At 35.8% G+C, this 12,372-nt stretch carries 9 protein-coding genes; all 9 read left to right on the top strand.

The window, feature by feature from the left end; all coding sequences use genetic code 11:
• Positions 1 to 378 precede the first annotated feature (378 nt).
• Complete coding sequence (locus tag GLW08_RS14885; RefSeq protein ID WP_160849447.1) at positions 379 to 1,068, top strand: nucleotidyltransferase domain-containing protein; 690 nt, start codon at positions 379 to 381, stop codon at positions 1,066 to 1,068.
• Between the two features lie 427 nt (positions 1,069 to 1,495).
• The gene (locus GLW08_RS14890) at positions 1,496 to 2,266 is read left to right on the top strand and encodes a helix-turn-helix domain-containing protein (protein ID WP_160849448.1); all 771 of its coding nucleotides are present in this window, start codon (positions 1,496 to 1,498) and stop codon (positions 2,264 to 2,266) included.
• A 359-nt stretch (positions 2,267 to 2,625) separates the two neighbouring features.
• Positions 2,626 to 4,707: an amylo-alpha-1,6-glucosidase gene (locus GLW08_RS14895; protein ID WP_160849449.1), complete on the top strand. Its 2,082-nt coding sequence runs from the start codon at positions 2,626 to 2,628 to the stop codon at positions 4,705 to 4,707.
• Positions 4,708 to 4,724: 17 nt separating this feature from the next.
• Complete coding sequence (locus GLW08_RS14900) at positions 4,725 to 5,675, top strand: carbohydrate ABC transporter permease (protein ID WP_160849450.1); 951 nt, start codon at positions 4,725 to 4,727, stop codon at positions 5,673 to 5,675.
• 5 nt (positions 5,676 to 5,680) lie between these two features.
• Positions 5,681 to 6,496, top strand: coding sequence for a carbohydrate ABC transporter permease (locus GLW08_RS14905; RefSeq protein ID WP_036815486.1), 816 nt, complete (start codon positions 5,681 to 5,683; stop codon positions 6,494 to 6,496).
• Positions 6,497 to 6,540: 44 nt separating this feature from the next.
• Positions 6,541 to 8,259 carry a cache domain-containing sensor histidine kinase gene (locus tag GLW08_RS14910; RefSeq protein WP_160849451.1) on the top strand — a complete coding sequence of 573 codons (1,719 nt, stop codon included), beginning with the start codon at positions 6,541 to 6,543 and terminating at the stop codon, positions 8,257 to 8,259.
• Between the two features lie 12 nt (positions 8,260 to 8,271).
• A complete protein-coding gene (locus GLW08_RS14915; protein WP_160849452.1) occupies positions 8,272 to 9,768 on the top strand; it encodes a response regulator in 1,497 nt (498 codons plus the stop codon).
• A gap of 110 nt (positions 9,769 to 9,878) precedes the next feature.
• On the top strand, positions 9,879 to 11,126 hold the full coding sequence (locus tag GLW08_RS14920; protein ID WP_160849453.1) for an ABC transporter substrate-binding protein: 1,248 nt from the start codon (positions 9,879 to 9,881) through the stop codon (positions 11,124 to 11,126).
• 21 nt (positions 11,127 to 11,147) lie between these two features.
• Positions 11,148 to 12,341 (top strand): hypothetical protein, encoded by a 1,194-nt coding sequence (locus GLW08_RS14925; RefSeq protein WP_160849454.1) that lies wholly within the window; start codon positions 11,148 to 11,150, stop codon positions 12,339 to 12,341.
• The last annotated feature ends 31 nt before the right edge of the window (positions 12,342 to 12,372 follow it).

Consider the following 12,372-nt stretch of genomic DNA (forward strand, 5'->3'; position numbering starts at 1 on the left):
AAAAACGGTAAATTCACGTTTTAAATGTTAAACCTTTAACTCGGAAATACCTTGATATACTGTACTTTCCGCATGACAATAAAGATATTTCAAACTCTAACTAAGCAAAACATAAATTTTTATTACCCTTCTATGTAAAAGATCCATAACCATCCTCCTGAAACTCTTAGGAGACCCTCCACCAAATACTATAAGTAGTAAGAAGCTTCGCTCGTTTTTTCTATTGGAATTTTCAAATTAGATATAATATTTATCACTATAATCAACAAATTGCGGTATGTAGTCATTTTACCTTTTTAATGTAATTGAATACACATGTCTTGAATATAGATATAAGAATTATGTTTTCAAAGAGCCATAGTGGAAAGGATGGTTGGGATGAACAAAGACATCCTTCATATTGCAAGAGATTTTATAGCCACTCATTTTCCTGCTTGTCGTGCTGCTTTATTGGCAGGGAGTTATGTTCGAGGAGAGGATACGCCTTCTTCTGATTTAGATATTGTCATACTGGATAGGGATACATATAGGGAATCTTATACATTTTTAGATAACCCGATAGAAGCTTTTGTTTATGATGGGGATTCGCTTGATTTCCAATTATTCGCGGAAAAACAGCATGGGATCCCCTTAATTACTCGGATGTGTGCTGAGGGTGTTGTACTGAAAGGGGAGGAAGAGGCGCGTACATTAATTTTACAAGGAGAGGAACATTTGATGGAAGGGCCTAGCCCGTTGTCACCGAGCCAATTGGATGATTTTCGATACCTCATTACCGACCTACTCTATGACTTAGAGGGTTCTAGAGAAGAAATGGAGGATACCTATAGTGTGGGCGAGCTCACCATAAAACTGCCGGAATTTATCCTTAGAGCGAACCAAGAGTGGATTGGTGAAGGCAAGTGGATGTTTCGGTGTCTAAATTACTTTGATCCAAACATCGCCAAGGAATTTACAAAGTGTATTCAGGGTTACTATCAATCAAATGATAAACAGGAGCTAATACGTTTTGTAGACTATGTATTAGAACCATTTGGTGGAAGGTTATTTAACGGGTATCAAAAATAGTCTTGAGTTGATATAAGTGTCTGTCATCTCCCGAGATAAGATATTTGGAGGCAGTTACTAAATTAGTATTAAAAAAAGAAGTAGGAACCCAAAAAGGGTTGCCTGCTTCTTTTTATTTTTATCTAGGTAGTTCTTTGTAACATACCTTTATAAGGATAGGGATTATAGTTTGAAAAAACTGTTCGAGAATCTATGTAATCCTATAATATTTTTTCTCATGTTATTTTATGTTTCAGTGATATCTCTCTCAAAATTGACTATGAACAGCCCTGCAGAATGTATTTCTGCAGGGCTTTTTCATTCTAATAAGGCACCTAATCTAAGTGTGATTCAAAATATTTCTTAAAACATAGACACCAACCAATCGACTCGTTGCGATTACTAAGACGAGAGAATCTAATTCGTTATAGTACAGGAGTCGATAAAAATGAACTATGTAAGTTTAGCAATCAAACATAAACCGTTTCAAACCAAGGAAGAAATGAATCAAGCCATTATATCTCATATTGTAGAGCATGGAGGGCATTTGTCTGCAACAGACATCGAGATGATCCACCTTCTGTCCCGATATGCGTGTAAGTATCCGGGGGTAGCTTATCTAAAGAATGATACGATTGCTGATTTAATTGGGAGAAGCAGAAGAACGGTGATTCGCGTATTGAATAAGCTAGTCGAGTATTCCATTATTACCCGCATTGAAAATATGCGCCCTAACAGAGGTGGAAATGGGGCGAATTTGTATATTATTAACCCTTCTGTCACCCGGAATGTGTCACGTGGCCAGGAAGCTAAAAAAGCAGAAGCCTCAACGGATTTAGCTACAGAAATGCCAGACGAACCATTATCTTTTAAAAACATAATTAATAAAGAATTTAAAGAATCGTTACAGGTGGAAGGTTCCCATCTTAAGAACTTCTATCGAGCATTTAAACATTTGATGTATTGCTTTATTCCAGAAAAGCATTTCTTCTATCGTTTGTACCGTTCCTATAAAGCACAAATTAAATCATTAGAAAACCTCTATGCTGAAGAAACACTTCATGAGGTAGGCATTCAAGCTCTAAAAGCGATGTTCTCTGCTATGAAGATGAAAGATGTACATAATCCTGTTGGTTATTTTAGTCGGATAGTGAAACAAAAGTTAGATGATCTATATTTGGAGTGTTTGAGGGAATTGGAGGAGTCTGTAAATCTCTGAATTATTTATTTTGTAGCATAGTTGTGTTTTATCCAGGAACTTATTCCTCAGCATATTTTTGTGATTTTATGATGTGTTAATGCTGGAATATCTCCATTAAGAAGAACATTTCTCCTTCCCTTACTTTAATTTTAGTTAACGCCAATATTAAAAGAAGCTATTTTATTTATTTAATGTATGCAAATTTTACTATTTATAAGAGGTAGTCTCACCCTATTAAAAGGTCTTGTTCAAGTATGTCTTATTTACACAATCATATAAAAGTAAAAATAACAAACAAAAAGTATAATTTCATGCATGTTGATTATCAAGACACTACTCTATGATTTATGTAAAGGTTTACAAAAAGGAGAGGTTTTATGAGTTTTGTGCCATTAAAGCATGGAGAGGTATTTTCAGTAACAAATGAACTTGGAGATATGAATCCTAATGACATAGGAGCTGGAATTTACTATAGAGATACAAGGTTTTTACGTGAATATAATATGATGATCAATGATCAACCTTGTATATTTCTGAAAAAAGATCAAAGTAAAGGCATTGAAAATCAGTTTAAATTGAGTAATGGAGATATCCAATCAGGGGATGCTCATTATGAAAAGATGGACTTGGAAATTAACAGAAAACAATTGATGTATAAGGGCATCTTTTACGACAAAATCCAGGTTAACAATGGAAGTCAAAAGCATATCACGTGTTCCTTAAATCTAACTTTTGATTTAGGTTTTGAGGATTTATTTGAAGTTCGTGGAGCCAAAAGAGAAAAAAGAGGTACACTCCACAAACCAGAAGTGAATCATAACCGCCTAAAATATCAATATTCTGGACTCGATGATATTGAGAGGATATTAACAATAGATGTTTCGCGTAATGGTCACTCTCATGAGAATGGTCTTTCTTTTGATATGGATCTGCACCCAGGAGAAAGTCATACCATTGAAATCGCCATTCAAGTTCGAGAAGGTACAGAAGATGACCATGAACCACTGAATTATGAGAGGGCTTATGCAGAATGTGAAAACGAATTAGAAAAGTGGATCAGTGATCAAACGAAAGTAACCACAAGTCATCCATTAATAAATAAAACACTGGAAAGAGCAGAAAAAGACCTCTATCTTCTAGCAACAGATATTGGTCAAGGTAGCTTTCCCGTAGCAGGGATCCCATGGTTTTGTGTTCCATTTGGTAGAGACTCGATGATTACTGCTATTCAATCTCTAGTACTAAATCCTGACCTTGCTAAAAGCACATTACGTACATTGGCAAATTTGCAAGGCGTTGTTGAAAATGATTGGAATGAAGAAGCACCAGGTAAGATACTCCATGAAATGAGAAATGGAGAAATGGCTAATCTAAATGAAATTCCTTTTAAACGTTATTACGGAAGCATTGACTCAACTCCTTTATATATCGTTCTGTTTGCGGAAACGATTCGTTGGACCGGGGATATGGAGCTCATGAATGAGTTACTTCCTTCAGTTGAAAAGGCACTTGAATATGTAGAGCAATATGCTGACCTTGATGGGGATGGTTTCGTTGAGTTTCATAAGCAGTCAGATGGAGGTTTAGCGGTACAAAGTTGGAAGGACTCAAACCACTCAATGGTCCATAAAGACGGGACTCATTCCGAATCCCCTATGGCTGTTGTAGAAGTTCAAGGGTATGTTTATGATGCGAAAGCTAAGATGGCTGAGCTATATGAGTATATTGGTGAAGACTATAAAGCACAAAAGATGATTGAAGAAGCTCGGCAGCTAAAGACATTATTTAATGATGCATTCTGGATGGAACAAGAGGATTTCTATGCTCTTGCGTTAGATAAAGATAAACAGCAAGTTCAAACCATTACCTCAGATCCTGGCCATGCATTGTGGTCAACTATTATAGAAGAAAGTAAGGTGCAGGATGTAGCACGAGTTCTATTATCCGACAAATTGTACTCTGGATGGGGCATCCGTACAATGAGTCAGGAAGAAAAGGTATATAATCCAATAGCTTATCATAACGGAACAGTATGGCCTCACGATAATTCATTGATTCTATTAGGGTTAGCGAAGCACAGCCTAAAAGATCAGGTGAATCAATTAGTACAATCATTATTTGAGAGTGCAAACCAATTTGAGGATGCTAGGTTACCAGAATTGTTTTGTGGACACAGTCGTGAAGAAGAAGAAACGATTGTACCGTTTCCTGTTGCATGCTCACCTCAAGCTTGGGCTGCTGGTACACCATTTGCTTGTGTACAGGCTTTACTTGGAATGGAAGTTAATGCTTATACCAAGTCAATCTCGATCAATCCAACTTTACCTGAAGATATGGATTGGCTAGAAGTTAAAGATTTAACTGTTGGGAATGGGAAGCTAAATATTGTTCTTAAGAAGTCAGAAAATCATGTGGTAGCTAAAGTAGAACAAAATACTTCTGAATTTACCATTAATTAATAAAGCGGGGGATATACATGCAAAATGTATCCACACAAACACGAGCTACGAATGTTAAAGGTAAGCGAAAGATCAGTCGTACAAGGTTAAAGGAAATTGGAACAGGAGTCTTCTTTATGGCTCCTTTCCTCCTGATTGCAGGGATTTTTATTTTTTATCCCATTTTATATTCTCTTCAAATTAGTTTTCAAAATTTTAGTTATTTGAATCCTTCAGCAGCAGAGTGGGTTGGGTTAGAAAACTATAAAAAGCTTCTACAGGATACTACATTTTTAACAGCGATATGGAATACCGTAAAACTTTTAATTATCGTCTTACCAATCCAAACCATTATCTCTCTAGTTTTAGCGAATATATTAAATTCTAAGATAAAAGGTAAATCATTTTTTAGGATTGTATTCTATCTACCATATATTACCTCACCAATTGCTGTTGGAGCGGTAATGGTTTACTTATTCAACCAAGATGGGCTTGTTACTAGATTTTTCACCCTTTTTGGTCTAGAGAATGTTGCGTGGTACACAGATGGTGACTATGCATTTTATTTAATCGTCCTCATAATCATCTGGACACAAATTGGTTTTTACACGGTGATTTATCTGTCAGGTCTTCAAAGTATTCCAGAAGATTTATATGAAGCAGCTCGAATTGATGGTGCTTCAAGACTGCAACAATTCTTGCATATTACCGTCCCACTTCTGAAACCTACTACGTTTTTAGTGTTATTTATGGGAGGGTTGGCTACATTGCAAATTTTTGAGCAACCTTATGTTGTATCAACAACAGGTGGAGCATTACCAGGAAGTCCAGGGGATTCTACTCTAACTATGGTGATGTATTTATACACTCAAGCCTTTAAATATTTTGAAATGGGATATGCCTCTGCAGCAGCGTTTATCATTTTTGTGATGATCTTTTCATTAACCGTACTACAGTATCTATTCTTTGAGAGAAAGAATAAGGGGTGAATGTCATGAATACGAAACGAATTCTATTTTATCTTGTGTTAGGGTTAACTGCATTTGTTATGCTTTTGCCGTTTATTTGGACATTGTACGCTTCATTTGTAAAGCAAGACTTAAACGTAGATACATTTTCTTTTGATCTAGCTCAGTATGGAATTGACAATTTTGTCTACATCATAACGCAAAGTCATATTGCGGATTGGTATAAAAACAGTGTTTTTGTGACTGGTGTTATTACGATTTGTAACCTTCTGTTTAATTCTATGGCAGGTTATGCTTTAGCACGTGTACGCTTACCAGGGAAAAATATCATGTTCTTCTTCACTCTTGGCATTATGATGGTACCCGTTCAAATTTTGCTAATACCGATCTTTGTCATGATGGCAAAAATGGGTTGGATTAATACGTATTTTGCTTTAATTGTTCCTTTCATGGTTAATCCATTTGGTGTGTTCTTAATGAGACAATTCTTTGTAGGTTTTCCTTCAGAATTAGAGGAAGCTGCTAAAATGGATGGACTAAGTAGGATTGCGATTTTTTTCAGAATTGCCCTTCCATTGGCCAAGCCAGCCTTAATTGCCCAAGCTATCTTTATCTTTGTGTGGAATTGGAATAGCTTCCCTTTCCCAAGCATTTTGGCAACTGAGCCTGATATGTTTACACTTCCTGTTGGTATCTATCAAATTACCAATACAGCTTATACAAGTTCAATTACCAAGTCCATGGCTGGTGTGGTATTAATGACAATTCCAACTCTCATATTCTTCATGGTTTTCCAGAAACATTTTATGAAAAGCTCTATTAATACAGGTGTTAAAGGATAGTATAATCGAGGTTACAACATCTTGTATTGAGAGGGGGGTCATCTATGAAATATAGGCATAAATTGATGATTGCTTTCACTGTTATAGCTTTATTCCCTATGAGTATTTTCGGGGTTTACGCTTATCAAAGTGCAGTCAGTCACACAAAAGAAAAAGCGTTGACGTACGGAAGAACAATGGCAACAGATCTTAATTCGACTTACAATGAGTGGATTCAAGATAGTATTACGTTAACTCGTTCTATGATAGGTGACCCTCAACTAGAAACATTATTAAAAAAAGATTTTGAGTCTTATCAATATCCAGTATATGAAAAGGTTCAAGATAAAAAATCTTATCAATATTATCTAAACCACACCATGAATGTATATCCGAGCGTTGATTATGTCCTTTTGTATCCTTTAAAGCAGCCATATACTATAGGTTATTCTAACCAAAATGTACTTGTATCAGAAGAGAATAATGGAAATGATCGTTGGTATGAAAAAACAATGAGTGCAGAGGGATATTGGGTTTATACAGGTCTTCACAAGGAAAGTCAAATCGTTGAAGACCCAAAAGTTGTTTCAATCTCTCGTTTAATTAAAGATTCCCAAACCCAAGAACCTCTAGGGGTTATCAAAGTGATGTATAATAGCCAGTCTATTTATAATCTGTTAAATCAAAAAGCTCGAACGAGTAACTTCTCTTTTCTTCTAACTAATGATAATGGCGAGACCATGGCTACAAGTGAACATGTTGAAGAAGGTTTTGGTGGAGTGATTGCTCAGGGTGAAAACGATGATGAAGTTTCCTATAAGGATCAGTCTTACTTTATAACTTCAAGTACATCTGATGAAACGGGTTGGACCGTTTATGCGATATCTGATCGAGATCAACTATTTCAACAATTAAATTCTATTAAAAAAATATTCTTATATTTACTTATTGGGACGATTGTCGGTTCCATTGTACTAGCGTATTTAATATCTTCAAGACTAGTGCGCCCACTCGAGCATCTTAAATCGAGTATGAGTCAGCTCACTACTGGGGAATGGAAACAAATACCTGATCCTAATCGAAAAGATGAAATAGGAGATTTAACTTACCACTACAATGATATGCTGACTAGACTTGATGAATATGTAGCATTGCTTGTTCAGAAAGAAAAGCAAAAGAAGGATCTTGAGTATAAAAGCCTTCAGTCACAGATTAACCCACACTTTTTATTTAACACGTTAAATAATATCAAATGGTGTGTGTATCTAAATCAACCTGATCTGGTAAATAGAATGATTGATTCTCTTGTCTATATATTTAAATTCATCTCGAAAAGAAGTGACGATATGATTCCTTTATCAGAAGAAGAGGAGTTCTTACATCATTATTTACAAATCATGAAAATTCGTTTTGATGGGGAATTCGAAGTAATTTGGGAGATGAATGAAGATGTAAAAGATATGGAGGTACCCATCCTTCTAATACAACCTCTATTAGAAAACGCTATAATTCATGGAATGGAAAAAGAGAATGAAGATCGAATGATCTGGCTAAGAGCTTATTCTAAAGCTCCAAACCGAGTCATTATAGAAGTAGAGGATAATGGAGTAGGTTTCTCTGAGGATCGTCCTCAACAAAAAGGAGTTAAATTTAGTTCTATTGGTTTTGATAATGTTAAAGAACGTGTGAGATTGATGTATGGGAATCAAGGTTCTATCACGGTTCAAAGTAAAGCAAATGAGGGGACAATCGTTACACTTGATCTAAGCGATTCACTACCATAGTTGAGGTGAAGTATGAATATCTTAATTGTTGATGATGAGAACATTACAAGAATGGGATTACGAAAGACGATTGAATCATCTGAGCAATTTTCTGTTGTTGGAGAGGCCTCAAATGGAAAACAAGCTCTAGAGTTTGTTCGTCAGCAGCATCGTATTGATGTGATTTTATTGGATCTTAATATGCCGATTATGGATGGTTTACAATTCTTAGATTATTTAGACTCTACTTTTCAAGGGAAAGTGGTTGTTTTGAGCAGTTATGATGACTTAGATCATGTAAAGAGTGCTATGAAAAAGGGAGCTTCAGATTACTTTCATAAACCGACGATGTCTCCTGATAAGATTACAAATATGCTCATAGCAATCTCAAAGGAAGAGGCTGAACCCAAGCATTCACGAGAAGTAGACGATTGGATGAAACATTTAATTTTAACTCCTTCAGAGAAGCTTTTGAAAGTGAATCATCCTTTTGTAGATTACTCCAAAGGAAAAGTCGTTATCCTTGCATCTGTTAATGACTTTAACCAATTAAATTTAAATGATTTTGAGATTTATAATTCCATTATCCAATGGAAAGAACAATCAAACTTTCGTGGTGAAATTGTGCCCTGGAGGGAAGGACAGTATCTTGTAGTTGATGTGTTACAAACAAAGAGTCTGTTAAATCAATATCAACATATTCAAGCATTGTGTGATTCCATCCAAAGGTTTTTAAAGACTACTAAAGAGGTGACTTTATCTTTTGGCGTGAGTCAAATGGTATATGACCCTCTTCAAATGAATCAGAGTGTTAAGGAAGCAGAAGAAATCGTGCAACAAGAATTTTTTAAAGGCCGTCAAACCCTTCACTTTTATAAAGAAGAAAATAAAAGCGAGCAAGACTTTCAGGTAAGTGCACAAGGTATATGGCAAGCAATGGATGATGTAGATAAATCTGCTCTTCAGAACGAGTTAAACAAGTACTTTAAAGAATTGATCAAATTAGAAAATAAAGAAAAAGTCTTACAAGAATCATTTAATTTATTAATCTCACTCAAAAATTACATGGAAAACTTTAATGAAACAGCCCCTTTGCAACAAATACCTATTCAACACATATCAAAACTACATTATGCTTATGACATTCATAATGAAGTCTATCAATCATTCGACTCCATGCTTAATTGGATTGCGGAGTATGAAAATAATCACTACTCACCAATCGTGAAGTCTGTTATGAAATATATTCATCAACATTACACCAAAGAAATTTCATTAGACAGGTTAGCAAGACATGTTCAAACAAATCCATCTTATCTAAGTAGAATCTTTAAAGAACAAACTGGCTCAACAGTCAGTGATTGTATTGCCGAGTTACGTATTAATAAAGCTAAAGAGTTGCTTAAACACAATCAACTCAGAACCAAAGATGTTTCCTTAGCGGTAGGGTATGCGAATGAAAGATACTTCTCCCAAATATTCAAGAAATACACAGGAATGACACCAACAAAATTCAGAAAGCAAAAGTAAATATAATGAACGAAAAGTAAAATTTCATACATGTTACTAAAAGACCATGAACGATAAAGTTAAGGTAAGGTATTCAAGTTAATTTACTCAAAAATGAAAGGGGTTACATTATGAAGCGAATGCAGTGGAAGTTCATGGTACCGGTATTTATTTTATCTTTGATCCTATCGGCTTGTGGTGCAGATTCTGAAACAAAAGGAGAGGAAGAGAGTGAGGAAGGCAACGGTAAGGTAAACCTTCAAATCGCTATTGAAGCAACTGGTGATATTCCTGCAGAATTCCAAAAGCAGATTGATCGTTTTAATGAACAAAACGATGAAAATATATCAGTGAAAATTCGTACATTTAGTGGTGGCGACTCTTATAACCAAGCACTCATGGGACAAGTAGCTGGAGGCGTAGCTCCTGATATCTTTTTATTAGATGGAGGTCAAAGGACTAAAACATTCGCTGATTCTGATGCAATTCTTCCTTTATCCGAATTGGCGTCGAATCATAATCTTGATTTAAATAATTTTCAAGATACATTAATGGATGCCTTTAAAGTAGATGAAAAACTCTATGCTATACCTAAGGATTACAATACAACAGCACTTTTCTACCATAAAGACTTACTAAAAGAAGCAGGTGTCCAGCCACCAAAAACTTGGGAAGAACTTAGAAGTGCAGCGAAAAAGTTAACGACTGAAGACCGTTATGGGTTTGGAATCAATCCTCAAATCAATTACTTTTTACCATTTGTTGAATCAGCAGGTGCTAATGTTATTACATCCTCTGGACTTCAGAATGACGCTCTTAAGTCTGAGGAACATCAGAAAGCTTTAGAATATATGTCCACTCTATTTAATGAGGATAAGACAGCAGCCTCTCCGCAGATGGTAGGAGCTGGTTGGGATGGTGAAATGTTTGCGAACAAAAAAGTAGCTATGCTTTATGCAGGAAGCTGGGTAACAGGAGTCTTAGATGAAAATTCAAATGTTGGAGCGGTTCCGTTACCGGTTAAAGATGAAAAAGCTAGTATGCTTTATACAGCTGGTTGGGTAATATCTAAGAAATCTGAAAATCCAGAGGCAGCTATGAAACTAATTAAATTCTTATCTTCAGATGAAGAGCTTGTAAAAGGAAACAAAGCAGGTCTTATCGGTTTGCCACCAACCAAATCTGCAATGGATAAACTAGTGAAGGAAAAGAAAAATGATCCTTTCTTAGATGTGTACTCCAAAGTAGTTGAATATGGAACACCATTTGGATGGTTAAATCCTAAGTTCGTAGACGAATATAACAAGAAGATGGAAGTTCTAATGTATAAGCCAGGTGAGATAACTCCTGAAGAAGTAGCAAATCAACTTGCAAAATAAACGCAAACAGAGGTGAACATCATGTTTCAAACAATTTCTCCAAAAGATTGGGGTTATGAAAGACCTAATGATACTGGTAAAAACTATGTAAAAGAAGTAATAGGTTACTCCTATGACGATTTAGAGAAACGAGCTTCTAATGCAGTATATGAGTTTGTCGATCGTTTGTATAACGAAGAAGAAGGTGCCCTTCATCACTACTATCGTGGAGATATTCAATATACTTCAGAAATGGATAGTGGAAACTTTTTGATGGCCATCAACTATTTAACGATGTATGATCGCTTCCATGATGAGAAGATGCTGCAAAAGGCAGAAAATTGCTTTAAGTGGGCTTATGATAATTGGACGGAAACGCATCCGATGTTTACATGGCAAGGTGGCGTGAAAGACGGATTTAAGCCTAACGAATTGTATGTTAAATATACTGGTGATGCTTTCTGGCTTGCTTTAGCTTTGCTAAAAAGAACGAATAAAGAAGATTATCAATTTTATATTAAACAGTTTCATAATTTCATGAAACAGGCTAGAAAAGCGGGCTTCAAATACAAGTATGATACAAATACGTATCAGTGGACAGATACAGGATTCACGTGGAGAGGGTTTGGCTTCCCTGTTACAGCGTATCTTGAACTGTATGAACTAACAGGAGATAAGGCTTACGAAGAACACGCTATAGCTTGGGGAGAACATGGTTTAACTCTTCAAGAAGAGGATGGTGGTTTTTATTTAATAGATGGCCAGTTCTGGAATTCTGATTTAGTAGCTCCTGAATTGAGAGGGGTTGTATTCCTATATGAAATTACAAAAAATGAGAAGTTTCTAGTAGCAGCCAAAAGATTTGCGGATTGGCTTATAGAACATCAACGTGAAGATGGTGCTTGGCCAATTGGTATTGATGATGATGGAGAAGTATGTGCCCCTAACGTGGGACCAGGGGACATGCCGAACATTGCAATTAGTTTAATTCGTCTCCATCAGAACACGAATGAGCAATGTTATTTGGACTCTGCAATCTTAGCAGTTCAATACGGATTAGAAATGCAAGCAGTAGAAGACGGACGTTACCCTTATTATTTAGATGACCCTAATGTGAAATGGGGGTTTTGGTCCTGGGAACCGTTAAATGATTATTCATTGTCTGGAGACCAGAGTGTTCACCATGTTAGAGGGATACTTTTCTTAGCTGACTATATTGGAAGTCTTAAAAAATAATATGATTCTTGTATAAGTTTTTTAATAAAAG

Source organism: Pontibacillus yanchengensis (assembly GCF_009856295.1).
Taxonomy (GTDB): Bacteria; Bacillota; Bacilli; order Bacillales; family BH030062; genus Pontibacillus; species Pontibacillus yanchengensis_A.

Excerpts from the sequence above, each read along its gene's own strand:
- GLW08_RS14890 (WP_160849448.1), top strand. The coding sequence starts at position 1,496 with ATGAACTATGTAAGTTTAGCAATCAAACATAAACCGTTTCAAACCAAG.
- GLW08_RS14915 (WP_160849452.1), top strand. The coding sequence starts at position 8,272 with ATGAATATCTTAATTGTTGATGATGAGAACATTACAAGAATGGGATTA.
- GLW08_RS14925 (WP_160849454.1), top strand. The coding sequence starts at position 11,148 with ATGTTTCAAACAATTTCTCCAAAAGATTGGGGTTATGAAAGACCTAAT.
- GLW08_RS14920 (WP_160849453.1), top strand. The coding sequence starts at position 9,879 with ATGAAGCGAATGCAGTGGAAGTTCATGGTACCGGTATTTATTTTATCT.
- GLW08_RS14885 (WP_160849447.1), top strand. The coding sequence starts at position 379 with ATGAACAAAGACATCCTTCATATTGCAAGAGATTTTATAGCCACTCAT.
- GLW08_RS14900 (WP_160849450.1), top strand. The coding sequence starts at position 4,725 with ATGCAAAATGTATCCACACAAACACGAGCTACGAATGTTAAAGGTAAG.
- GLW08_RS14905 (WP_036815486.1), top strand. The coding sequence starts at position 5,681 with ATGAATACGAAACGAATTCTATTTTATCTTGTGTTAGGGTTAACTGCA.
- GLW08_RS14910 (WP_160849451.1), top strand. The coding sequence starts at position 6,541 with ATGAAATATAGGCATAAATTGATGATTGCTTTCACTGTTATAGCTTTA.
- GLW08_RS14895 (WP_160849449.1), top strand. The coding sequence starts at position 2,626 with ATGAGTTTTGTGCCATTAAAGCATGGAGAGGTATTTTCAGTAACAAAT.